Here is a 23,107-nt window from a genome sequence, read left to right on the forward strand (position 1 = left end):
GCGCGGGTCTCGGATCGGGAGAAAGTTCATGGGTTTCACCAGCCACGACGTCAGCGCCCTCGCACCGGGTGCCCACACGTTCACAGTGGATGGCGTTCGGCAGGTCTACCACGTCGCCGGCACCGGCCCGGTCTGCGTGGCGCACTCCGGCGGGCCGGGCATCGAGTGGGCCTACCTGCGGACGCCCAGCCTTGAGACGCATTTCACGATGGTCTACGTCGAGCCGGTGGGCACTGGCGCGTCGGGGCAACTCGACAACCCCGACGATTACCGTCTCGACACCTATGTCCGGTTCCTGCACGCCGTCGTCGAACACCTCGACGAACCCCAGGTGTACCTCCTCGGGCACTCGCACGGCGGCTTCGTCGTCCAGCGCTACGCGCTGGCCCACCCGGACCGGATCTCCGGCCTCGCCCTGTACGACACCTCGCCCGTCACCGGCGCCGAGTTCTGGGCCGAGGCGATGGCCGGCCTCGCCGCCTACCCGCAGCGGCACCCGGACCGGCCGGAGGCGGCGGCGGTCCCGGGTGCCTTCGCGCAGATCGGCGGCGCGACGGACGACGACTCGTTGGGGGCCGCTCTGCGCGCCGCCCTGCCGGTGTACTTCGCGGACTTCTGGGGCCGACAGACCGAGTTCGCCCCGTTCCAGGCGGCCGTCCGAATCTGGGCGACGCCGGCCGGCGCGCAGGACCCGACGCCCTTCGACGTGCGGGAGAACCTCGCTGAGATCACCGTGCCCGTCGTGGTGATCGTCGGGACGTACGACTTCATCTGTGGCCCCCGCTGGGCCGAGCAGTTGCACGCGGGGCTTCCGGACTCGCGGCTGGTGACGCTGGAGCGAAGCGGACACTTCGCGCACATCGAGCAGCCGGTGGAGTTCACCGACGCCGTGGCGGAACTGCTGAAGCGGTGACCCACAGTGGCACCGCCCGTCCGAGGTCCGTTCGTCACAGCGGGCAGACCTCGGCGAACGGGCGCGTTGCACGGTCATAGGCTGAGCGCTTTGCTGCACCGTGACGAAGAGGAGACCGCCGTGAGCCAGACCGAACGGATGGATTCCGTCGACGAGTGGAACGTGGCCGAGGACGACGGAGTCCTGGACGCCTCCGACACCCTCGACGACGACCGGGTCGGCGACCCCCTCGACACCGGCATCATCGCCGAGGACCACTGGACGGCGGCAAACCGGTTCGGCACCACACCGGCCGAGGAGCGGGCGGGCGAGTCCCTGGCGCAACACCTCGCCCAGGAGGTGCCGGATGTCGACCCGTACGCCGAGGGTGGCGACGACGAGGACGAGCTGACCCGCCGGGGGTACGAGGCGGAAGCACGCGCCGGCCGTCTCGTCGCCTACGACGACGGCGTCCGCGAGGACGACGAGGCCGAGTCGGTGGCGTGGGACGCCGGGATCGACGCGGGTGCCGCCAGCGCGGAGGAAGCGGCGATCCACCTGGTCGAGGACCCCAACGGACCGGGCGACGGTCCGTTGCGCTGACGCCGTACCCGCCGCGCTCGGCACCTCACCGGGTGCCGAGCGCGGCCGGGCGCGGTCAGTGGATGACGACGGGCGTCCTGACCTGCTCGCCCTGCGGGTCGTCGAGCTGCGCCGGCTGACGTCGGCGCGGCAGGAACGCCGCCGGGATGATCGTGAGCACGACCAGGGCGAACGCGACCCAGAACGTGCTCGCGAACGACTTGGCGGCGAAGTCCAGACCACGCTCGATGATCGACGGGTCCACCGGCATCTGCTGGAGCAGCTCCGGCCGCTGCTGGGCGGCGATGGCCAGCCCGGCCTCGGTGACCGGCTTGCCGCTCTCGTCCACCAGGCCGGGGATCGGCCGGGAGCCGTTCAGCTCGTTGGTGAGGATCACCGACATCACGGCGGCGCCGACCGAGCCGCCGATCTGCTGGAGGATGTTGACCAGCGTCGAGCCGCGGGCCACGTCGTTGGCCGACAACGTCCGCAGCGCCGACGTCATGATCGGCATCATCGTGCCGCCCATGCCCAGACCCATCACGAACAGCGACCCACCGAGCAGCCAGTACGAGGTCTGCGGATCGACCTGGGTGAAACCGAAGAACCCGACGACGATGAGCCCCAGCGCGAACGGGACCGTACGCCCGATCGGCACCCGGTCGGCCAGCGTGCCGGCGATCGGCATGGTGATCATCGCGCCGATGCCCTGCGGCGCCATCAACAGGCCGGCCGCAAGCGTCGACTCGCCGCGCACCTGCAGGAAGTAGCTCGGGAACAGCAGGCCGGCGCCCATGAACGCGATGATGAACACGAACATCGTCACCGACGCGATGGTCAGGCTGCGGTTGCGGAACAGCCGCAGGTCGAGCAGCGGGTGCCGGGGCTTGAACGAGTAGAGCACGAACGCCACCACCAGCGCGCCGCCGACCAGCATCGGGGCCCAGACCTTGGCCTCGGCGAAGGTGCCCGCCTCCGGCAGGGACGACACGCCGTAGAGGAAGAGGGCGAGACCCGGCGAGAGCATGAGCATGCCGACGAAGTCGAACGACTCGGACGGCTCGGGCGCGTCCTTCGGCAGCGCGACCTGCGCGTAGATCAGGGCGATCACGCCGATCGGCAGATTGATCAGGAAGATCCAGTGCCAGCTCGCGGTGTCGATCAACCAGCCGCCGAGGATCGGGCCGCCGATCGGCCCCAGCAGCATCGGGATGCCGAGGACCGCCATCAACCGGCCGATCCGGTGCGGCCCGGCCGCCCGGGTCATGATGGTCATGCCCAGCGGCATGAGCATGCCGCCGCCGAGGCCCTGCAGGACCCGGAAGCCGATCAGCTCGCCGATCGTGTCGGCCATGGCGCAGAGGCCCGACCCGATAGTGAACAGGGCCAGCGCCACCATGTAGAGCCGTTTGGTGCCGAACCGGTCCGCCGCCCACCCGCTGAGCGGGATCACTGTGGCGAGGGCGAGGGTGTAGGCGGTCATGGTCCAGGCGACGCGGGCGTAGGACGCGTCGAACTCGCTCTGGAATTTGGGCAGCGCCACGCTGACCACAGTCACGTCGAGGATCGACATGATCGCGCCAATGACGACGACGCCCGCCACCTTGAGCACCGCGCCGTCGAGTTTGTCCGATGTCGCGAGGGATTGCTGTGTCACTAACTCTCCTGAAGTCGATTGAGCCGGCCGACGGTGGGCGGTGGCGGCGATGCCGCGCCAACCGGGCGCGGGGCGCGACGTGCCAGGACGACGGCGCGCGGAGGAAGACTAACCGCCAGCTGTGACGGTTCGCCGCCGGATTTCGTGACGGCCCGACCGCGTATCCGATCGGCCGTGCGACTGTGGCCGGACGTCGGGGTGGCAATCAGCCGGCAGAGTCGCGAGCTAGGTGTTTCGCCCAGTGCGGCCCGGGGGGTCGGCTGTGCGGCTGTGCGGCTGTGCGGCTGTGCGGCTGTGCGGCTGTGCGGCTGTGCGGCTGCCAAGCGATCACCGTCGTGAGGGTTGGCACGTCCACCCACGGCACAGCGGCGAGGTCGAACCGAGAATCGCGCTGCCCCCGGCACGAACGAGGGAGTCGGGTACGAGATCGCGGCGGAGCTGCGTGCCGGGCCCTGGGTTGCGCGCCTCCCTCCGGGTCGGTGGACGCGCGGGAGTGGGGTGAGTCCCGTCCGCCTGGCGGGGTCGGACCGGCGTTGACCGGCGGCGCCGTGCCGGGCCCTGGTTGCGCGCCTCCCTCCGGGTCGGTGGACGCGCGGGAATGGGGCCGTGCCGGGCCCTGGTTGCGCGCCTCCCTCCGCGTCGGACCCGCAGGCGTGGGGCCGTGCCGGCCTGGGCACTCCATCGGCCCACTGGCCGTGGGGCGTGCGGGGCTGGCCACTCGAACGGCCTGCTGACCGGGGTGATCGTGTGTGCTGGTGATGCTCACGTCCGTCGGTGGTAGTGGTTGCGGCGGGGGACCTGTTCGGGGTCGAGCCAGGCCGGTGGCACGAACTCGGGGTGGCCGTCGCCTGCCAGTCGCACCGCCCAGTCGCTGTGGTGCAGGTGCCGGTGGTGGTGGCCGCAGAGCAGGACGGCGTTGGCGAGGCTGGTGTCGCCGCCGTCGGCCCAGTGGTTGATGTGGTGGGCGTCGCACCAGCGCGGTGGTCGGTCGCAGCCCGGGAAGGCGCAGCCCCCATCCCGCAGCACCAGGGCTCGCCGGAGGGAGCCGGTGATGAGACGACGTTGTCGGCCAAGATCGAGTGGTTGGCCGGCTCCGTTGAGGACTGCGGGGAGGATGGCGGCGTCGCAGGCGAGGCGGCGCACGGCCTCGGGGGTGAGGCGCAGGCCGGTGTCGAGGGCACCGCTGCCGAGTTGCCGGGTCAACCCGTCGTAGCTGGTGGTGACGACGATCTGGGCGGGATCACCACCGTGCTCGGGCAACTCGCCGGTGCGCAGCGCGAGGCGGCACACGTCGCTGAGAGCGTCGTGCCGGCGTTGCCCGGGAGAGCGCTGGTCGTCAGGGCCCGAGGGTGCGCTGAGCGGGTCGATGGCGGCACGGAGCAGCCCAGCGGTCTCGGTGTCGAGGATGCCGGTGAGTCGCAGCCGGCCATCGCTGAGGGTGGAGAGGGTGAGGTGGCGGTCGCGGGCGGCACGGCGGGCCTCGGCGTCCAGGGCTGCTTGGGCGGCGGCGTCGGCGATGTCGGGTGCGACGTGGTCGAGGATGCGGGTGCTGAGTTTGCGTAAGAGGGTGGGATCGAACTGCCCGGCCCACTCGACGAGCACGCCGAGGGCCTTGTCGGCGACCTCGGGACCGGCGGCGGTCTGCACGCTGTCGACCGTGTCGGCGATGACCCGGGCCTGATCGACGGCGATGTGGCCATCGGCCAGTGCGTGGCGTACCCCAGGGTTGCCGGTGTCCAGAACCTCGGCGAGGTCGACGAGGCGGCGGGCGGCCGGGATGGTGAGGCGTAACCGTTCGCGGAGCCAGACCGCAGTGGAGGAGGCGCCCTGCGCGGTGGGGACGCCTCGGCCGTCGAGCTCACGGATCAGAGCCAGTTTCACCGCCGCGAGCCGCTGCTCGATGCGGTGAGCGGTGTCGAGTGCGGCGATCAACTCGTCCTCGGGTCGTGCCCACGTGGGCGTATCGGCGCAGGCCGCGATGGCGCCCTCTGCCTGCGTCAACTCTTCGACCACGACCCGAACCTAGTACAGCTGTACGACACTTTCAGTCATCATGATCGATCCGCGGCAGGCCGGCCCAGGCGGCAGGCCGGCCCAGGCGGCAGGCCGGCAGAGAACTAGGCCGTCTTTCATAGGGTCTGATCAGGCGGTTTGGTGGAAGCTGCCAGCGTGTCGGTGATCGTTATGAGCGAGGTCTCCGGTAGATGGTTCATCGACCAAGAAGACCATCAGCACGGAGAACTCGCGGCCAGGGTAGCGGTGACGAGGCGGTTCGACCTGACCGACGCGCACTGGGCGGTGCTGGAGCCGTTGCTGCCCAAGGGGCGCAAGCCGGGCCGGCCGTCGAAGTGGAGTAAGCGGCAGCTCATTGACGGGATTCGGTGGCGAGTGCGGGCGGGTGCACCGTGGCGGGATGTGCCCGAGTGTTACGGACCCTGGCAGACGGTGTACGGGCTGTTCCGCCGTTGGCAACGCGCGGGAGTCTGGGCGCATATCGTGACCGGGCTGCAGACGCGTGCGGACGCTGGTGGGTTGATCACCTGGGGCGTGACGGTCGATTCCACCATCGCTCGGGCTCATCAGCACGCAGCCGGTGCCCGCACCGACCCCGACGCGCAGAACGACGGGGTCGGTGCACCCGAGCCGGCCGATCACGCGTTGGGCCGTTCGCGGGGCGGGTGGACCACCAAGCTGCACCTGGCCTGCGAGCGGGGCCAGAAGCCGCTGTCGATGCTGTTGACCGCCGGACAACGCGGTGACAGCCCTCAGTTCACCCGTGTCCTGGCCGGTATCCGGGTACCACGCCCGGACGGTGGCCGCCCGCGTACCCAACCTGATCGGGTGCTGGCTGACAAGGCACACAGCTCACGCGCAAACCGCGAGCACCTACGCCGCCGTGGCATCCCAGCCACCCTCCCGATCAAGGTCGATCAGGCGGACAACCGGCGGAAGAAGGGGTCCAAGGGCGGCCGGCCACCAACCTCCGAACCGGAGATCTACAAACGGCGCCACGCGGTCGAGTGCGGCATCAACAGACTCAAACGGCACCGGGCTGTGGCCACCAGGTACGACAAGCTCGCCGTCCGGTACCTGGCCACACTCCACATCGTGGCCATCAACGAATGGCTTTGAACAGCGGACTACAGCCCTTCGGTGATGCTGCCATCCGGGTTCACCCGACCGAAGAACAGTCGTCGCTCTCCTGGCGGCTTCGCCTTTTCGGCTTCGTACCGGGGTACGAGTCGAGCCCATGCCTCGGTCTGCTGCTCGACCTGCGCCTGCAGCCAGTCGGTGAAGCAGGAGTAGCTGATGACCGGCACGCCAACTGTCGTGCCTTCGCTGTAGGACCAGACCTCGGGATTCGGGCCCGCACCCCGAAGGAAGTCGAACTGGTAGCCCTGATGCATCAGGATCACCCGATCCTCGGAGGTCCACACGAACGGGACCCGGTTCTCCTCCAACAACTCACGAGCGGCCTGACCCAAACCCAGCACCGACGGGTAGAAAACATCACTGCCCTGCAAAAAGTGCCCGGCGCCGCGCCCCACCAACTCCAAGAACCGCCGGTAGCTCTGGACGAGCGGCACCGCCTGATCATGTTCGATCTCGTCGATCTCGGACTGCGTCAAACCCTGCAACTGCTCCCCGGTAGCCGTCACCCCGTCGGCAATCGCTGCCACCAGCCCACGAACGCGATCATCAGCCACACCCCAGACTAACGCCAGCTCCAAGACACGACCGCGGCAACAAACCTATGAAACAGGGCCTAGCTGCTGCCCTTGCCGGCGTCGAGGGCAGCCTGCTCCACTCGCTGGCGGTGGTCCAGCCACCATGACTCGTCCACGTGGGGCAGGTTGTCGTTGCTGGGCAGCAGCCCGGCCGTGCCGTCGATGAGTTCACGCACGATGTCGGCGTGGCCGGCGTGCCGTTGGGTTTCCGCGATGACGTGGACCAGGACGTGGTGCAACGTGACCGCTGCATCGCCCCACCACGGCACGTGGCCTACCTCATCCAGGGCAAGGGCATCGATTGTCGTGTCGGCGTGGGCGATCGCGCGACCGTACAGTGCGACGATCTCCTCGCGGGTCTCATCCGCGCTCGCCCACATGTCGGCATTGGTCTCCGCCCCGTCGCCGACATATGGCAGCTTCTGCTCGAACGGTCGGCCGAACACGACGCCGAAGTAGAGGATCTCCATGGCCGCCGCGTGCTTCACCAGACCGAGCAAGTTGGTCGCGGTCGGGGTCAGCGGACGCCGAATATCGTATTCGCCGAGCCCGTCGAGCTTCCACAGCAGCGACTCGCGGCCGCCCTTCAAGTAACTGTGCAGGTCTGCCTTCATCGCGGCACTATGACATCGGCTCGGGTGTCCGTGTTGTCCCGGTCGACGCGCGAAGCTCAGGATCGGTAGGTCACGCCCCTAGGCCGTGGCCACCGGCACGGCGGCGGTGAGCGCCCAGTCGTGCCCGATGTCGGCGGCCGCGCGCAGCAACCTCGGTAGGTGCTCCTCGCGCAGGGTCTCCAGCGAGGTCTCGGCGGCGTGCACTGTCACGTTGATGGCGGCGACGACTCGCCCGTCGCCGTCGCGTACGCCGGTGGCAACGGACCTGATCCCCGGTGCCAGGTCCTGGTCGGCGAGCGCCCAGCCCTTCGCCCGGACCTCGCGCAGCACGGCGTCGAGGTCCCCCGGCGCGGGCTGCCAGCGCGGTGTGATGCCGGAGCGGCTGGGCTCGGCGAGGACGGTCGCCAGCGTGTCCGGCGGGAGGGCCGCGAGCAGCACCTTGCCCATCGACGTCGCGGGTGCCGGAAAGCGGGTGCCGATGGTGACACCAAGCGTGACGATCTTGGGGACGGCCACCCGGGCGACGTAGACGATGTCGCTGCCGTCGAGTTGGGCCATCGAGGTCGACTCGTTGGTCTGCGCGACGAGCTTCTCCATGTGTGGCCGGGCCACGTCCCACATGTTCAGCGCGTTGACGTACGCCATTCCCAGCTCCAGGACGCGCGGGGTGAGGGTGTGGCCGCGGCCGACCGCGCGGACGTAGCCCAGCGATTCGAGCGTGATGAGGATGCGCCGGACGGTGGGGCGGGCCAGGCCGGTGGCGGCGGCGAGTTCGCTGAGCGTCATCGAGGGGCAGGCGGGACGGAAGGAGCGCAGGACGTCGAGGCCACGGGCGAGAGCCTCGATGAAGTCGGGCCCGGCGCCCCTTCCGTTGTCACTCATGTCCTTAATGCTTCCATTGCGCCGACCCGGCGTCCCACTCGGTGTACTGGTACGGGTTCTCCAGGATCGCGGTCTCGGGGACGTCCGGGTTCATTCCCCGCTGCCACGCCTCCTCCCCCATCGTCTCGCGCAGGTGGTCGATGGTCGCGGCCACCCTGGTCCGCGCGGCGGCGAGGTCGACGCCGACGAGGCGGCCGTCGCGCTTCACGACCCGGCCGCCCACCAGCACCGTGTGCACGTCGGCACGCTGGGCCTGGAAGACGACGTGACCGTGCGGGTTCAGGATCGGGAACATCGCCGGCGAGGCGTCGTTCTTGATCAGGACGACGTCGGCCTGACGGCCGGGGGTGATCGCGCCGATGGTGGCGTCCATGCCGAGCGCACGGGCGCCGCCTCGGGTGGCCCACTCGACGACCTGCTCGGCGCGCAGGTGGCAGTGGGTGATGGTCTCCTGCTTGGCGTGCGCTTCCAGGTGCTCCCGGGAGCGGTCCGCGCCGAGCGTGCTCCGCATGGCGGAGAAGAGGTCGCCGCTCCACCACACGCTGGTGTCCATCGACAGTGACACCGGGATGTCGTGGTGGCGCAACTGCCAGGTGGGTGGGTAACCCTGGCCGGCGCTCTGCTCACTCTCTGTCGAGACGGAGACCGAGCCGCCGGTCGCGGCGATCCGGTTGTACGAGTCCTGGGTGAGCGTCGCCGCGTGCACGTACACGGTGGACGGGTTCATGAACCCGTTCTCGTGCATCAGCCGGATGCCGTCGTCGTTGGTGGCGCCCCACACGCCCGCGTGGGTGGTCACCGCGACGCCCAGTTCCCGGGCCACCTCGAACGCGGCCCGTTCCGGGAAGGCGGGGTCACCGGTGACGTCGAACGCCAACTGGAAGCCGGCCAGCTTGCCACCGTCGATGCGGCGGCGGTGGAAGTCGCGGAACTCCGGCGAAGTGGCCCACTCCCACGGCCCCTGCTGGATGTTGCCGTAGGCGAGCACGAACCGTCCGTCGACCGCCTCCAGGGCGTCCACGGCGGCGTCGGCGTGCTCGGGTGTCTGCAACCCGTGCGACCAGTCGACAGTGGTGGTGACGCCGGCGTCGATCGCCTCGATCGCGCCGAGCAGGTTGCCGGCGTAGACGTCCTCGGGCCGGAACAGCTTGCCCGACTCGAGGTAGTACCAGACGAAGTACTGGGTCAGGGTCCAGTCGGCGCCGTACCCGCGCATCGCGGTCTGCCACAGGTGCCGGTGGGTGTCGACCATGCCGGGCATGAGGATGCCGTCGGTGGCGTCGATCTCCAGGGCGTCGTCGGGTGCGGTGAGGCCGACGCCGACCTGCGCGATCCGGCCGCCGACGACCAGCACGTCGGCGCCGGGCAGCACCGTGCGCGCGTCGTCCATGGTGAGAACCAGGCCGTTACGGAAGACCACCGGCCGGTCGGTTGCGCTCATTCGCCACCCATTCCTTTCGGAGTACGAGGGGAATCCGGACCGTTGTCCGCTGTGCGGCCAGCCCGAGTGGCGCAAGTGTGGTCCCGGTCACGAAGCGTGTCAAGAGGGTGGTCCCGATCGACGAACACACCGTTGACACGCACCGTGCGGCGTCGCATGCTGTCCCGGCGGACAGGTGTCCGCAGAACGGGCGGAAACATGGTGCAGCATTCGACAGGCCCACTGGCCGGCCTGCTCGTCGCGGACTTCTCCCGGATCCTCGCCGGGCCGTACGCGACGATGCTCCTGGCCGACCTGGGCGCCCAGGTGATCAAAGTGGAGAGCCCCGGTGGCGACGACACCCGCACCTGGATGCCGCCCACCCGCGACGGGGTCTCGACGTACTACCTCGGCATCAACCGCAACAAGCGGTCGGTCGCCCTGGACCTCAGGAAACCCGACGACCTGGCCGCCGCGCAGGAGTTGGCCCGCCGCGCCGACGTGCTGATCGAGAACTTCCGGCCCGGTGGCCTCGCCCGGTTCGGCCTCGACTACGACACCGTCACCGCGAACAACGACACGATCGTGTACGCGAGCATCAGCGGCTTCGGCACCGGCGCCGGTAAGGACTTCCCCGGCTACGACCTCATGGTGCAGGCGATCTCGGGCCTGATGAGCCTCACCGGCGACCCGGACGGATCGCCGTACCGGGCCGGCATCTCCGTCTTCGACGTGATGGCCGGGCTGCACGCCAGCATCGGCATCCTCGCCGCGCTGCACCACCGTGGCGAGACCGGACGAGGCCAGCACGTCGAGGTCAACCTGCTCAGCTCGGCGCTGTCCGGGTTGGTCAACCACTCCAGCGGCTACGTCGCGGGCGGCACCGTCCCGTTCCGGATGGGCAACGCGCACCCCAGCCTCTTCCCGTACGAGCCACTGCCCACCGCGGACGGCGACCTGATCGTCATCGCCGGCAACGACGGGCAGTTCCGCAAGCTCTGCCAGGTGCTCGACCTGCCCGGCCTGCCGGACGACAGGCGCTTCGGCCGCAACCAGGACCGCACGGCCAACCGGGAACAACTGCGGCCGCTGCTCGTCGAACGCCTCGCCAAGCGGACCACTGACGAGTGGTTCCGGGACCTGCTCGCCGCCGGCGTCCCGTGCGCGCCGATCAACACCATCGACGGTGGTGTGGCGCTCGCCGAGGAGCTGGGCCTCGACCCGGTCGTCACCGTCGGAGACGTGCCCGGTGTCCGCAACCCCATCACCTTCTCCGACACCCCGGCCCGGTACGAGCTGCCGCCGCCGGGGCTCGACGAACACGGCGAGGAGATCCGCGCGTGGCTGAAGAACTGAGCTTCCCCACCGGGATCGGCACCTCCGACCCGACCACCATCTCCCTGCTCGGGCAGGACCTGGCCGCCGACCTCATGGGCACTGTGGGCTTCGGCGAGCTGGCGTACTGGCTGGTCGCCGGCCGCCGCCCCACCCCGGGTGAGGTACGGGTCTTCGAGGCGGTGCTGGTGGCCCTCGCCGACCACGGCTTCACCCCGACGGCGATCGCCGCCCGGCTGACGTACCTGTCCGCGCCCGAGTCGTTGCAGGGCGCGCTCGCCGCCGGCCTGCTCGGCGGCGGCTCCCGCTTTCTCGGTGTCACCGAGGACTGTGGACGCTTCCTCGCCGACACGCTCGCCCAGGCCGGCGACGTGACCGACTACGACGCGGTGGCGCTCGACGCGGTCACCCGGGCCAAGCGGGAGCGTCGACTGGTCCCCGGGCTCGGGCACCCCGTGCACAAGGAGCAGGACCCACGCACCCCCGTGCTGATCAGGATCGCCACCGAGGAGGGTCTGCACGGCCCGCACCTGCGGCTGTTCGAGGCGATCGGACGCGTCCACCCGCAGGTGCTCGGCCGCACCCTGCCGCTCAACGGCGCCGGAGTCTGCGGGGCGGCCCTCGCCGACCTCGGGCTCCCGGTCGAGATGCTGCGCGGTTTCGCCCTGCTGGCCCGCGCGGCGGGGCTGCTCGGGCACCTCGCCGAGGAGCGACGGCGACCGCTCGGCATGGACATCTACCGCACCGTCGACCGCAACGCCGTCTACGAACCCTGATCTGCTCTTCCACCCCCGAAAGGAGCGGGAATGGCCTCCATCGTCGCGGTCATCGCCTCCACCCACCACCCCTTCTACTACCGGGCCAGCACCGCGACCGGCGAGGATCGGCCACCGTTCGCCGACGAGTGGACCCGCAAGATCCTGGCGTTCCGGGAGACGTTGACCCGAGCCCGGCCCGACGTGCTGGTGATGGTCGGCTCCGACCACTTCCACCAACTCTGGCTGGACAACATGCCACAGTTCCTGGTCGGCAAGGCGCCCCACTACGACGCCAACTGGTACAACGAGGAGCGCGAGTTCGGGCTGCCCCGGATGCTGCTCAAGGGCCAGGAGGACCTGTCCGGGCACATCCTGCGGGCCGGGCTCGACGCCGGCTTCGACCTCGCGTTCAGCAACGAGCTGCGCATCGACCACAGCATCACCTGCCCGATCATCACGCTGCGGCCCGAGGCCGACCTGCCGATCGTGCCGATCTACACCAACATCTTCGCGCCGCCGCTGCCGCAGCCGAAGCGCTTCGTCCAGCTCGGCCAGAGCATCCGCGACATCGTCGAGTCGTGGCCGTCGCACCTGCGGGTGGCGGTCATCGGCACCGGCCACCTCTCACTGGAGCTGGGCGGCCCCCGGCAGTTCGGCCCGCACGGCCCGGACCCGGAGTTCGACCAGCGGGCCGTCGAGTGGATCGCCAACGGCGACCTGGACGAGTGCCTGCGCGAGGTCACCCTGGACAGCCTGCACTCGCCGGGCAACGCCACCCACGGCTTCATGGACTTCATGCTGATGATGGGCGTGGCCGGCGCCGGCGTGAAGGCCGACTACGTGGACACGCTCGATCTGTTCCACACCATGGAGGCGTACTTCACCTGGTACCCGAACGGAGCGCCAGCATGAGCAAGTATCTGCTGAACAAGTTCCTCTTCATGGTCGACCGGGACCCGGAACTGGTCGAGCGCTACCGCAGCGAGCCGCGTGAGCTGGTCGCCTGGTGGGAGGCCGAGTGCGCCAACACGGTGCTGAACTGCCACACCGGCGAGGCGAGCACCTGGTTGCGCTTCGACGACGTGGAGCGCGAGGCGTTGGCCACCCACGACCACGTGAAGCTCTTCGAGTTGGGCGCGCACCCGTTCCTCACCCTGACCCTCTTCATTGCCCTCTTCGAGCGGGACAACACGCAGCCGCTGGAATACCAGAAGTCCTACGGCGCGCGACTGGCCCACTTCTCGATGCCCTACCCGGACATCGCGACGTGATCCGCGCGGCTGTGCTCACCACCTGCGGCGCCGCACCGACGATCGCCGAGCGGCCGGTGCCCGTACCGGCCGACGGTGCGGTGGCGGTCACCGTCGACGCCGTGCCGATCACCCCGCTGGACGTGCTCTGCGCCAGCGGCACCAGCTACTTCGGACCGCCGAGCACCCCGTACGTGCCGGGTGTGCAGGGGGTCGGTCGGCTCGCCGACGGCACCGCGGTCTGGTTCGGCACGTCGGCCGGGATGCGCTCCGGTGTCGACGGCAGCATGGCGACCACCGTCACAGTGCCCACCGTCGACGTGGTGGCGCTGCCGGCCGGCGTACCACTGACCCTGCTCGCGGCCCTCGGCCTCTCCGCTGTCGCCGCGCACGCGGCGCTGACCCACGCCGGCGGCCTCGCGGCCGGCGAACAGGTCATCGTGCTCGGCGCCGGGGGTGTGGTCGGTCAGGCCGCCGTCCAGCTCGCCCTGCTCGGTGGCGCCCGCCGGGTCATCGCCGTGGCCCGGTCGGCCGCGGCGCGGGCCCGCGCCGAGGAACTCGGCGCCGCCGTCGCGGTCCCGCTGCTCCCCGACGACGATGTCGCGTCGATGGCCGACCGGCTGCGCCACGCCGCCGACGGGCCGGTCGACCTCGTCCTCGACCCGGTCTTCGGTGTCCCGGCCGCGGCGGCGTTGCGGGTGCTGCGCCCGGGTGGGCGATTGGTCAACCTGGGTAGCGCGGCCGGCGCGACAGCACCCATCGAGTCCGCCGTGCTGCGCAGCGGCGCGTTGCGGATGATCGGCTACACCAACAACGGGTTGTCGACCGCCGAGCGGGCCGCCGCGCTGACAGTGGTGGCCGGGCACGCGGCGGCCGGCCGGCTCACCGTCGACCACGAGATAGTGCCGTTCGACGCCATCGCGGAGGCCTGGGCCCGACAGGACGCCGGCACCACCGCCGGCCGGATCGTCCTCGCGCTCTGAGGGGGCCGAGCCCCAGCCAGGGATCGCGGAACCGTGGATAAACCGCACCTGGTTGGGGTTCGGCGGCGGTGCGACGGTCGGTCCATGACACCTTCCACCTACACCGTCGCCGGCCACTGGATCGGTGGCGAGACCGTCACCGGCTCCGCCGGCACCCTTCCCGTCGTGAACCCGGCCACCGGCGAGGTCGTCGCCGAGACCCCGGCCGGCACCGCCGCCGACGTCGACAGCGCCGTCGCCGCCGCCCGAGCCGCCTTCCCGGCCTGGTCGGCGACCACCCCGCAGCACCGGGCGGACGTGCTGCGCCGCCTCGGCGCCGGCCTCGCCGCCCGCACGGAGGAGATCGCTCAGGCGATCACCGCCGAGATGGGCTCTCCGATCGGTATGTCCCGGACCGCCCAGGTCGCGTTCCCGGCCGCCGTGGTCGAGTCCGTCGCCGGCCTGGCCGACGACTTCGCCTGGACCGAGGAGGTCGGCAACTCGCTGATCGTCCGCGAGCCGATCGGTGTCGTCGGCGCGATCACGCCGTGGAACTTCCCGCTCCAGCAGATCGTCTCCAAGCTGGCGCCGGCCCTGCTCGCTGGCAACACGATGGTCTTCAAGCCGTCCGAGAACGCCCCGCTGACCGCGCGCGTCCTCGCCGAGGCCGCCGCCGAGGCCGGCGTACCGGCGGGTGTCTTCAACGTCGTCTACGGCACCGGCGCGACCGTCGGCGAGGCGATCTCCGCCCACCCGGACATCGACATGATCTCCTTCACCGGCTCCACCCGGGCCGGGCAGCGGATCTCCGCGGTCGCCGCGGCGACCGTCAAGCGGGTCGCGCTGGAGCTGGGCGGCAAGGGCGCGAACATCATCCTCGACGACGCCGACCTGCCCGCCGCTGTCGAGCGGGGTCTCATGATGGCGTTCAGCAACGGCGGTCAGGTCTGCGGCGCGTGGCCGCGGATGCTGGTACCCGCCTCCCGCCAGGACGAGGTCGTGGCGTTGGCCGTCGAGGCCGCGAAGCAGTACACCGTCGGCGACCCGGGCGACGAGGCCACCCGGATCGGCCCGATGGCGTCCGAGACCCACCGGCAGAAGGTCGTCGGCTACATCGAGCGGGGCATCGCCGACGGCGCCCGGCTCGTGTTCGGCGGCCCGCAGCGGCCCGAGGGGCTGACCGTCGGGGCCTACGTCCAGCCGACGATCTTCGCCGACGTCGACCCGGCCTCCGCGATCGCCCAGGAGGAGATCTTCGGCCCGGTGCTGACGATCATCCCCTACGCCGACGAGGAGGAGGCCGTGGCCATCGCCAACGGCACGCTGTACGGCCTGACCAGCGGCGTCTTCGGTGAGCCGGAGCACGCGTTGGCGATCGCCCGGCGGCTGCGCGTGGGCCAGGTCGACGTGAACGCCGGCCACTGGAACCCGCTCGCCCCGTTCGGCGGCTACAAGCACTCCGGCAACGGCCGCGAGTTCGGCCGCTTCGGGCTGGAGGAGTTCCTGGAAACCAAGTCCATCCAGCGCTAACCGCACCAGCCCCCGCCCCGCCCGCCCGCGCGCCCCGCCCGCCCCGCCCGCCCCGCCCGCCCCGCCCGCGCCGATCTTGCAGTTTCGGTTGCCGACATGGGGTGTTACAACCCTTATGTCTCGACAGAAAGTGCAAGATCGCGAGATCAAAGGGCGGGGCGGGGGCGGGGCGGGGCCGGGCGCGGGGTGGAACACCGGGGCAGGGATGGTCTGTTGCAATCCATGTGCCGGTCCGCCCGCCGGCACCCACCGATCGGAGACACCCGTGGACCGCGCCCAACTCGCCAGCTTCCTGCGCACCCGCCGCGAGGCGCTCCAGCCCGAGGACGTCGGGTTGCCCCGGGGCCCTCGTCGGCGCACCGGAGGGCTACGGCGCGAGGAAGTCGCCACGTTGAGCGGGATGTCCACCGACTACTACAGCCGGTTGGAGCAGCAGCGCGGACCGCACCCCTCGGAGCAGATGCTCGCCGCCCTGGCCCGGGGCCTGCGGCTCACCCTCGCCGAACGCGACCACCTGTTCCAGCTCGCCGGTCACGCCGTTCCGCGCCGCGCGGTGCGGGCCGACCACGTGAACCCGGGAATGATGCGCATCCTCGACCGGATGCACGACACCCCGGCCCAGGTGGTGAACCACCTGGGCGAGACCCTGGCGCAGACCGCCCCGGCCGTCGCCCTGCTCGGTGACGAGACCCGGTACACCGGGTTGGCGCGCAGCGCGCACCACCGCTGGTTCACCGACCCGACGGCACGGCAGCTGCACCCGGCGCAGGACCACCAGACGCAGAGTCGACTGCTCGTGGCGCACCTGCACGCGGCGTACACCCGCGACGGGCGCGGCTCGCGGGCCGCCGCGCTCGTCGACGACCTGCTGGCCAGGAGCCCGGAGTTCGCGCACCTGTGGCGGGAGCACCCGGTGCCCGCCGGCTACTGCCCACCGAAGCACTTCGTGCACCCGGAGGTCGGGGCGTTGGAGCTGCACTGCCAGACGCTGGTGGATCCCGACCAGTCACAGACACTGTTGGTCTTCACCGCCGTACCCGGGTCGCCGAGCGACGAGAAGCTGCGCCTGCTCGCCGTCATCGGCGGTCAGCTCGTCTGACGGCGATCAGCTCGGTCGGGGATAGCGGGCCGGGCTGACGCCCAGGTAGCGCCGGAAGTGGCGGGTCAGGTGCGCCTGGTCGAAGAACCCGGCCGCGACGGCGGTCTCGACGGGCCGCTGCCCGGCGAGGAGCAGGCGACGCGCCAGCTCGACCCGACGGCCGGTCAGGTACGAGTGCGGTGGCACACCGTGCGCCTGGGTGAACGTCCGGACCAGGTGGGTCGGGTGGGCGTGCAGCAGCTCCGCCGCCTCCCCCAGCGTGACGCCCTCGACGGTCCGGGCGTCGAGCAGCTCCCGTAGTCGCACAGCGAGGCCGCGTCCAGGAGGCAGGACACCTGCCGGGGAGCGCTGGCGGAGCTGACGGCGGAGCCGGTCCAGGATGAACGCCAGCCGGCTCTCGGCCTCGAACTCGTCGCCGGGTGTGGCGAGCACCTGGTGCAGGTGGTGAATCCGGTCGCGCAGCTGCGGATCGGCCAGGTCCGGTTCGTCGACGGCCCGGCCGACCAGCTCGGCGTCGAGCGCCGAGGTGTCGAGGTACAGGACCCGCTTGCGGAAGCCGTCCGGTGTGGCGGAGCTGCCGTCGTGCGGCACGTACGGCGGCAGGAGGGTGACCGACGTGCGCAGCGCGCCGTGCCGGTGCCGGTCCAGGTCGAAGCGGACCGCGCCGTCGTCGACGATCAACAGCGTCCACACGTCGTGGATGTGCCGGGGGTAGGCGTGGTCGACGAAGTGGGCGTGGAAGACCTCGGCGATCCCGGCTACCGCGGGTCGCCACGCGCTGACGTGCGAGCCCGCCGGGCGGGTGGCCACGCTAAGAACGTACAAGACCGACAGGCGTCGGGGCGGGCAGGCTCGACGGCATGACCGAACCGATCCGCTTTCCCACCAAGATCGCCGTACTGCTCCGCAACGACCTGGCGAGCTGGCAACGGCTGAACGTCACGGCCTTCCTGGTCAGCGGCATCGCGAGCACGCTGCCGGAGCTGGTCGGCGAGGAGTATTGCGACGCGGACGGCACCAGCTACCTGCCGATGTTCGGCCAGCCGGTGCTGGTCTTCGCCGGGGACCGGGCGACGGTGGCCGGTGCGCACTCGCGCGCCCTGGCCCGTGGCCTGCGGCTGGCGATCTTCACGTCCGAGCTGTTCGCCACCGGCAACGACCGGGACAACCGCGCCGCTGTGCAGGCGGTCGGACGGGAGAAGCTCGACCTGGTGGGCCTGGCGCTGCATGCGCCGCGCAACGTGGTGGACAAGGTGCTCAAGGGTGCGTCCATGCACCCGTAACGGCATCCGTGGCGACGAAGACATTGATATCGGTGTGTATGACTGTAATGATTAACACACTTTACAGTTGTTTCGCCGCCCGGAAGGACCCCCCACATGGCGCGACGATCGGCCGGGCTCCTGCCCCGCCGCCCCCGCATCAGACTGACCTCCGCGCTCGCCGCGGCCCTGCTCGCCGTACCGACCGGCCTGATCGTCGGCGCATCGCCCGCGGCGGCGGCCGCGGCGGCGGCCGCGACGGGCGCCATCACCGGGTACGGCGGCAAGTGCGTCGACGTGGCCGCCGCGAACCCTGCCAACAACACACCGGTGCAGCTCTTCACCTGCAACGGCTCCACGGCACAACAGTGGACGGTGGCCGACGACGGCACGATCCGCGCGCTGGGCAGGTGCCTGGACATCGCCGCCGCCAGCACTGCCAACGGCGCCCGGGTGCAGATCTACGACTGCAACGGCACCGGAGCACAGCAGTGGTCGCCCAGCGCCGGGCAACTGGTCAACCCGACCTCGGGCAAGTGCCTCGACGCGACCGGCCCCAGCTCGGCCGACGGCACCCCGCTGCAGATCTGGAGCTGCACCGGCACCGCCAACCAGACCTGGGCACTGCCCACCGGCGGCGGCACCACACCGCCGCCCTCCGGTGGTTTCACCCACCCGGGCGTGCTGGTCAGCCGAGGCCAGCTCGACTTCGTCCGTGGCCGGGTACAGGCCGGCGCGCAGCCGTGGGCGGCGGCCTACAACCAGATGATGGGCAGCCGGTACGCCTCCCTGTCGCGCACCCCGGCGCCCCGTTCGGTGGTCGAGTGCGGTTCCTACTCCAACCCGAACAACGGCTGCACCGACGAGCGGGAGGACGCGATCGCCGCGTATACCGACGCGCTCGCCTGGTACGTCACCGGTGACGCCCGGTACGCGCAGAAGTCGATCCAGATCATGGACGCGTGGTCGGCCACCATCACCGCCCACACCGGCAGCAACGCCCCACTGCAGACCGGCTGGGCCGCCTCGGTCTGGCCCCGGGCCGCCGAGATCATCAAGTACACGTACACGAGTTGGCCCAACGCCAACCGCTTCGCCACCATGCTGCGCAACGTCTACCTGCCGGTGGTGCGCAACGGGTCGAACAGCAATGGCAACTGGGAACTGACGATGATGGAGGCCGCCGTCGGCATCTCGGTCTTCCTGGAGGACCGGTCCGCCTACGACGCGGCGGTCAGCCGCTTCCTCAACCGCACCCGTGCCTTCGTCTACCTGCCCAGCGACGGCGCGCTGCCGTATACGATGCCCGGCAGCGGCCTGGACACCAGCGCGGAGATCATCGGCTACTGGCAGGGCCAGTCCACCTTCGTCGCCGGCCTCGCCCAGGAGACCTGCCGCGACTTCGTCCACACCGGGTACGGGATCTCCGCCATCTCGCACGTCGCGGAGACCTCACGGATCCAGGGACGGGACCTGCACCCACAGGTCGGTGAGCGGCTGCGTCAGGCGCTCGGCTTCCACTCGCGCTACCAGCTCGGCGAGGCGCCACCCTCGTGGCTCTGCGGCGGCAGCCTCACCCGGGGCCTCGGGCCGATCACCGAGGTCGGCTTCAACGCGATGAGCACCCGGCTGGGCAACGTCATGACCAACACCCAGACCCTCACGCTGCAACAACGCCCGGCCGGCACCAACAACCTCTTCGTCGCCTGGGAGACGCTGACCCACGCCAACAACCCCAACTGACCAAGCCGTCGTGGGGTGGCGCCACGATGCGGTGCCACCCCACGACGGTGCTCAGTTGTCCGCCCCCAGCGCCTCCACCGGGCTGACCCGCGACGCCCGACGGGCCGGTAGCACCCCGGCCAGCGCGGTCAGCCCAACCAGCACCACGAAGAGCCCCGCCAGCGGCAGCAGCGGCGCGGTCAGCGGAGCCTCGATCCCGAGGGTCTGGACCGCCAACCAGGCGTACGGAATGCCGAGCACCAGGCCGATGGTCGCGCCGATCACCCCGTACAGGCCGGACTCGACGGTCAGCATGGTGCGCAGACCGGTCCGGGACAGCCCGATCGCCCGGAGCAACCCGGACTCGCGTACCCGCTCCACCACCGAGAGCGCGGTCGTGGAGCCCACGCCGACCACAGCGATCAGCACGGTCAGGCTGACCAGACCGACAGCAATCCAGACCAGGGTGCGCACCAACGCGTCGTTGCGGTCCCGTTCGTCGGCGAGCACCGCGAGGCCCACCCCGTCGCTGCCACCGATCGCCTGCCGCAGCGCCCGCACGCCGGCGGTACGACCGTCCTCGCCGGCGCCGGCCGCGTCGGCCAGCAGACCGCTGTACGCGGCCGGCACACCGAGCCGGTCCAGGTCGGCCGGATCGGCGAGGATGCCCGCGTGTAGCGGCCCGTCACCGGGCAGGACCGCGGCCACCCGCACGTCGACACTGCCGGTGGCGACGGCGAGCGTGACAGCGTCGCCGGCCCGCAGACCCGCGTCCCGCGCGACCCAGCTGTTGAGCACGATCCGGCCGGGGCCACGATCGGTCAGGCTGCCCTGGGCCACGTCCAGGGCGCCGGTGCTCGGCAGCGCGGCCAGGTTCAGGTCGCTCGTCGGATAACCGGACTCGACGTCGCCCAGCTTGTCCGCGCCGCGCAGCAGCGTGGCGTCGCCGACCATCCGGTACGGCACCACCCTCGCCAGCGCGCCGTGTGCCGCCTCGGCCCGGGTCACGACGGCCGGCGGGAGCGTCCCACCGTTGCTGGTGACCTCGAAGTCGGTGGGGGCCGAGAGCGCCATCTCGCGGTCGGCGAGGATCTGCAGCGACGCGCCGCCGATGACCACCCCGGAGATCAGGGTCACGCCCAGCGCGACCACGACGGAGACCGCGGCGGCGCGGCGCGGCGTCCCGCCGATCCCGCCGACCGACATCCGCCCGAGCGGCCCGAGCTGACGCAGCGGCCAACCCACCACGGCCAGGACCGGGCGCACCAGCAGCGGGCCGAGGGCCACCAGCGCGAAGAACGCCAACGCGCCGGACCCGACCAGCAGGAACAGTGGCATCGACGGGTCGTAGTCCGACTGCTCCGGCTTCGGCAACTGGCTGATCGTCCCGACCGCCGCCAGGATCGCGCCGACGGCCAGGAGCAGCCCGAAGACCAGACGCAGCACGCCGATGCCGCGGCGGCCGGCGGTGGTGCTCGCCGCCCGCAGTGCCTCCAGTGGGGAGACCCGGGCGGCCGACAGCGCCGGTGCCAGCACGGCCAGCACGGTGATTACGACGGCACCGATCACCACGGTGACCGCCTCCGCCAGTGGCAGGCCCGGCGAGGAGACCTCGTGGCCGGTGGCGCGCAGGATCGCCGGCAGCGCGTACCCGAGAGTGAGGGCGCTGGCGACCCCGACGACGCCGGCGACCAGCCCGGTCAGGGCTCCCTCGGCGGTCAGGGCCCCCACCAGGGTGGCCCGACTCGCGCCGACCGCCCGCAGCAGCGCGAGCTGCCGCATCCGCTGCGCGAAGACGATGCGGAAGGTCGAGGTGACCACCAGCGCGGCAGCGACGACAGCGATGGAGACGAACATGCCGACCAGGATGAAGAGTCTCCCGACCTGTTGGGCCGCCGCCTGGGCCTCGGCCTCGCGCACCTCGGCGCCGGAGCGGATCGGCTGGCCGGCGACCGCTGCTGTCACCCGTTGGCGGACCGCGTCGGTCGAGGTGCCGGAGGCCACCCGCACGTCGACGCGCTCCACAGTCGTCAGGCGCGCCCAGGCGATCACGGCGCTGTCCGGGGCGTACGCGTCGTAGCCGGCGTCGACGCCGCTCTCCACCAGGCCGGTCACTGTGAGCGGGGCGGGCGTGGTGAGTTCACCGCCGGTGCCGCTGGTGGTGGTGCCGACCGAGAGCCCGAGCCGTTCGGCGGTACGCGGCGTGATCGCGATCTCGCCGGGCTGATCCGGGTAGCTGCCCTCGATCACCCGGACCGTGCTCAGCGGGCCGGTACCCGCATCGGACTGGAGGTTGAGGTACCCCTCGCCGATGGAGACCCCCGTCGAGACCCGGGCCACCGCCTCGGCCACCCCGGGCACGGCTCGGATCTGCCGCACGTCGGCCACTGCGGGTGGCGGCACGTCGACGCTGCCGATCACCAGGTCGGTGACGGCCGGGGTGCCGCTGAGGTTGTCCCGCACGGTCCGTTCGGTGATCTGCTGCACCAGCACGGTGCCGAACACAACGAACGACGCGACCAGGATCGCCAGGCCGGTGAGGATCAGCCGGCCGGGCCGCCGGGCCGCGGCGGTCGTCTGGGTACGCAGCACCGTCGCCCTCATCGGCGGGCCGCCAGGTCACGCAGGGCGTCGGTGACCGACACCTGGTTCGGCTTGTCGATCTCGCCGGCCAGCCGCCCGTCGGCGAGCAGCACCACCCGGTCGGCGTACGCGGCGGCGATCGGGTCGTGGGTGACCATGACGACGGTCTGGCCCAGGTCGCGTACCGAGTCGCGCAGGATGGTGAGCACCTCCGCCCCGGAGCGGGAGTCGAGGTTGCCGGTCGGCTCGTCGGCGAAGACCACCTCGGGCCGTGCCACCAGCGCCCGCGCCAGCGCCACCCGCTGCTGCTGGCCGCCGGACAGCTCGCTGGGCCGGTGGTTCAAGCGGTCGCCGAGGCCCAGCACCCGCACCAGGTGCGCGAGCAGTTCCGCGTCGGGCTGCCGACCGGCGAGGTCCAGCGGCAGCGTGATGTTCTGCGCGGCGGTGAGCTGCGGCAGCAGGTTGAAGGACTGGAAGACGAACCCGATCCGCTCCCGGCGTACCCGCGTCAGCGTCCGGTCCGACTGACCGGTCAGCTCCGTGCCGCCGAGCAGGACGCGACCGGAGGTGGCAGTGTCGAGGCCGGCGAGGCAGTGCATCAGTGTCGACTTGCCGGACCCGGACGAGCCCATGATCGCGGTGAACTCGGCCCGGCCGAAGCCGACCGAGACCCCGTCCAGGGCACGGACGGCGGTGTCGCCGCTGCCGTACACCTTCACCAGGTCGACCGCGGCGACCGCGGCGTGGCTGGTCTCCGGCGGGGCGTGGGTTGTCATCGTTCCTCCAGTGGCTGCGTGGTGACCGGCACAGCGTCGCCGCCACCGGCGGGTG

The 23,107-nt window shown here is 71.1% G+C and carries 21 protein-coding genes; 12 read left to right on the forward strand and 9 right to left on the reverse strand.

The window, feature by feature from the left end; genetic code table 11:
* Window positions 1–28: 28 nt before the first annotated feature.
* Window positions 29–913 (forward strand): alpha/beta fold hydrolase, encoded by an 885-nt coding sequence (locus tag NIE111_RS00530; protein ID WP_238682487.1) that lies wholly within the window; start codon window positions 29–31, stop codon window positions 911–913.
* A 120-nt stretch (window positions 914–1,033) separates the two neighbouring features.
* Entirely contained in the window at window positions 1,034–1,495 is a 462-nt protein-coding gene (locus tag NIE111_RS00535) for a DUF5709 domain-containing protein (protein ID WP_238682489.1), read from the forward strand.
* A gap of 55 nt (window positions 1,496–1,550) precedes the next feature.
* On the opposite strand, the gene NIE111_RS00540 is transcribed toward NIE111_RS00535, so the two are convergent.
* Together NIE111_RS00540 and NIE111_RS00545 are read right to left on the reverse strand one after the other, a co-directional pair.
* Complete coding sequence (locus NIE111_RS00540) at window positions 1,551–3,131, reverse strand: DHA2 family efflux MFS transporter permease subunit (protein ID WP_238682490.1); 1,581 nt, start codon at window positions 3,129–3,131, stop codon at window positions 1,551–1,553.
* Window positions 3,132–3,893: 762 nt separating this feature from the next.
* Window positions 3,894–5,144 carry an HNH endonuclease signature motif containing protein gene (locus tag NIE111_RS00545; RefSeq protein WP_238682491.1) on the reverse strand — a complete coding sequence of 417 codons (1,251 nt, stop codon included), beginning with the start codon at window positions 5,142–5,144 and terminating at the stop codon, window positions 3,894–3,896.
* A 246-nt stretch (window positions 5,145–5,390) separates the two neighbouring features.
* Between NIE111_RS00545 and NIE111_RS00550 the strand changes: the two genes are divergently transcribed.
* The gene (locus tag NIE111_RS00550; RefSeq protein ID WP_238682609.1) at window positions 5,391–6,263 is read left to right on the forward strand and encodes an IS5 family transposase; all 873 of its coding nucleotides are present in this window, start codon (window positions 5,391–5,393) and stop codon (window positions 6,261–6,263) included.
* Between the two features lie 8 nt (window positions 6,264–6,271).
* Here the strand turns inward: NIE111_RS00550 and NIE111_RS00555 are convergent, their stop codons facing one another.
* The 4 genes from NIE111_RS00555 to NIE111_RS00570 all read right to left on the reverse strand — a co-directional run bounded on the left by NIE111_RS00555 (window position 6,272) and on the right by NIE111_RS00570 (window position 9,796).
* Window positions 6,272–6,838 (reverse strand): SMI1/KNR4 family protein, encoded by a 567-nt coding sequence (locus NIE111_RS00555; RefSeq protein ID WP_238682494.1) that lies wholly within the window; start codon window positions 6,836–6,838, stop codon window positions 6,272–6,274.
* Between the two features lie 59 nt (window positions 6,839–6,897).
* Window positions 6,898–7,473, reverse strand: coding sequence for a DinB family protein (locus NIE111_RS00560; protein ID WP_238682495.1), 576 nt, complete (start codon window positions 7,471–7,473; stop codon window positions 6,898–6,900).
* Between the two features lie 78 nt (window positions 7,474–7,551).
* The gene (locus NIE111_RS00565; protein WP_238682497.1) at window positions 7,552–8,355 is read right to left on the reverse strand and encodes an IclR family transcriptional regulator domain-containing protein; all 804 of its coding nucleotides are present in this window, start codon (window positions 8,353–8,355) and stop codon (window positions 7,552–7,554) included.
* 4 nt (window positions 8,356–8,359) lie between these two features.
* Complete coding sequence (locus NIE111_RS00570) at window positions 8,360–9,796, reverse strand: amidohydrolase family protein (protein WP_238682499.1); 1,437 nt, start codon at window positions 9,794–9,796, stop codon at window positions 8,360–8,362.
* 198 nt (window positions 9,797–9,994) lie between these two features.
* On the opposite strand from NIE111_RS00570, the gene NIE111_RS00575 reads away from it, so the two are divergent.
* The 7 genes from NIE111_RS00575 (at window position 9,995) to NIE111_RS00605 (ending at window position 16,709) form a co-directional block, all read left to right on the forward strand.
* Window positions 9,995–11,131 carry a CaiB/BaiF CoA transferase family protein gene (locus NIE111_RS00575; RefSeq protein WP_238682500.1) on the forward strand — a complete coding sequence of 379 codons (1,137 nt, stop codon included), beginning with the start codon at window positions 9,995–9,997 and terminating at the stop codon, window positions 11,129–11,131.
* A complete protein-coding gene (locus tag NIE111_RS00580) occupies window positions 11,116–11,886 on the forward strand; it encodes a citryl-CoA lyase (RefSeq protein ID WP_238682501.1) in 771 nt (256 codons plus the stop codon). The genes NIE111_RS00575 and NIE111_RS00580 overlap by 16 nt, the downstream gene beginning before the upstream one ends.
* A 30-nt stretch (window positions 11,887–11,916) precedes the next feature.
* Entirely contained in the window at window positions 11,917–12,780 is an 864-nt protein-coding gene (locus NIE111_RS00585) for a DODA-type extradiol aromatic ring-opening family dioxygenase (protein ID WP_238682502.1), read from the forward strand.
* On the forward strand, window positions 12,777–13,139 hold the full coding sequence (locus NIE111_RS00590; RefSeq protein WP_238682508.1) for a hypothetical protein: 363 nt from the start codon (window positions 12,777–12,779) through the stop codon (window positions 13,137–13,139). The genes NIE111_RS00585 and NIE111_RS00590 overlap by 4 nt, the downstream gene beginning before the upstream one ends.
* Complete coding sequence (locus NIE111_RS00595; RefSeq protein ID WP_238682509.1) at window positions 13,136–14,101, forward strand: quinone oxidoreductase family protein; 966 nt, start codon at window positions 13,136–13,138, stop codon at window positions 14,099–14,101. Before NIE111_RS00590 ends, NIE111_RS00595 begins: the two co-directional genes overlap by 4 nt.
* A gap of 84 nt (window positions 14,102–14,185) precedes the next feature.
* A complete protein-coding gene (locus NIE111_RS00600; protein ID WP_238682510.1) occupies window positions 14,186–15,610 on the forward strand; it encodes an aldehyde dehydrogenase family protein in 1,425 nt (474 codons plus the stop codon).
* A 265-nt stretch (window positions 15,611–15,875) separates the two neighbouring features.
* Window positions 15,876–16,709 carry a helix-turn-helix transcriptional regulator gene (locus tag NIE111_RS00605; RefSeq protein ID WP_238682511.1) on the forward strand — a complete coding sequence of 278 codons (834 nt, stop codon included), beginning with the start codon at window positions 15,876–15,878 and terminating at the stop codon, window positions 16,707–16,709.
* 6 nt (window positions 16,710–16,715) lie between these two features.
* Here NIE111_RS00605 and NIE111_RS00610 read toward each other — a convergent pair whose 3' ends face one another.
* Window positions 16,716–17,519 carry a helix-turn-helix transcriptional regulator gene (locus NIE111_RS00610; protein WP_238682512.1) on the reverse strand — a complete coding sequence of 268 codons (804 nt, stop codon included), beginning with the start codon at window positions 17,517–17,519 and terminating at the stop codon, window positions 16,716–16,718.
* Between the two features lie 50 nt (window positions 17,520–17,569).
* Here NIE111_RS00610 and NIE111_RS00615 point away from each other — a divergent pair, with 50 nt between their 5' ends.
* Window positions 17,570–17,992: a DUF2000 domain-containing protein gene (locus NIE111_RS00615; protein WP_238682513.1), complete on the forward strand. Its 423-nt coding sequence runs from the start codon at window positions 17,570–17,572 to the stop codon at window positions 17,990–17,992.
* 96 nt (window positions 17,993–18,088) lie between these two features.
* Window positions 18,089–19,714, forward strand: a complete 1,626-nt coding sequence (locus NIE111_RS00620; protein ID WP_238682514.1) for a ricin-type beta-trefoil lectin domain protein — start codon at window positions 18,089–18,091, stop codon at window positions 19,712–19,714.
* Window positions 19,715–19,765: 51 nt separating this feature from the next.
* On the opposite strand, the gene NIE111_RS00625 is transcribed toward NIE111_RS00620, so the two are convergent.
* The gene (locus NIE111_RS00625; RefSeq protein ID WP_238682515.1) at window positions 19,766–22,297 is read right to left on the reverse strand and encodes an FtsX-like permease family protein; all 2,532 of its coding nucleotides are present in this window, start codon (window positions 22,295–22,297) and stop codon (window positions 19,766–19,768) included.
* Complete coding sequence (locus NIE111_RS00630) at window positions 22,294–23,052, reverse strand: ABC transporter ATP-binding protein (RefSeq protein ID WP_238682516.1); 759 nt, start codon at window positions 23,050–23,052, stop codon at window positions 22,294–22,296. The genes NIE111_RS00625 and NIE111_RS00630 overlap by 4 nt, the downstream gene beginning before the upstream one ends.
* Window positions 23,053–23,107: the final 55 nt, after the last annotated feature.

Origin of the sequence: Micromonospora hortensis (assembly GCF_022230935.1) — a bacterium.
Taxonomy (GTDB): Bacteria; Actinomycetota; Actinomycetes; order Mycobacteriales; family Micromonosporaceae; genus Micromonospora; species Micromonospora hortensis.

Coding starts and splice junctions, on each gene's coding strand:
- NIE111_RS00560 (WP_238682495.1), bottom strand. CDS start 7,473: ATGAAGGCAGACCTGCACAGTTACTTGAAGGGCGGCCGCGAGTCGCTG.
- NIE111_RS00620 (WP_238682514.1), top strand. CDS start 18,089: ATGGCGCGACGATCGGCCGGGCTCCTGCCCCGCCGCCCCCGCATCAGA.
- NIE111_RS00625 (WP_238682515.1), bottom strand. CDS start 22,297: ATGAGGGCGACGGTGCTGCGTACCCAGACGACCGCCGCGGCCCGGCGG.
- NIE111_RS00585 (WP_238682502.1), top strand. CDS start 11,917: ATGGCCTCCATCGTCGCGGTCATCGCCTCCACCCACCACCCCTTCTAC.
- NIE111_RS00530 (WP_238682487.1), top strand. CDS start 29: ATGGGTTTCACCAGCCACGACGTCAGCGCCCTCGCACCGGGTGCCCAC.
- NIE111_RS00565 (WP_238682497.1), bottom strand. CDS start 8,355: ATGAGTGACAACGGAAGGGGCGCCGGGCCCGACTTCATCGAGGCTCTC.
- NIE111_RS00600 (WP_238682510.1), top strand. CDS start 14,186: ATGACACCTTCCACCTACACCGTCGCCGGCCACTGGATCGGTGGCGAG.
- NIE111_RS00570 (WP_238682499.1), bottom strand. CDS start 9,796: ATGAGCGCAACCGACCGGCCGGTGGTCTTCCGTAACGGCCTGGTTCTC.
- NIE111_RS00630 (WP_238682516.1), bottom strand. CDS start 23,052: ATGACAACCCACGCCCCGCCGGAGACCAGCCACGCCGCGGTCGCCGCG.
- NIE111_RS00575 (WP_238682500.1), top strand. CDS start 9,995: ATGGTGCAGCATTCGACAGGCCCACTGGCCGGCCTGCTCGTCGCGGAC.
- NIE111_RS00590 (WP_238682508.1), top strand. CDS start 12,777: ATGAGCAAGTATCTGCTGAACAAGTTCCTCTTCATGGTCGACCGGGAC.
- NIE111_RS00615 (WP_238682513.1), top strand. CDS start 17,570: ATGACCGAACCGATCCGCTTTCCCACCAAGATCGCCGTACTGCTCCGC.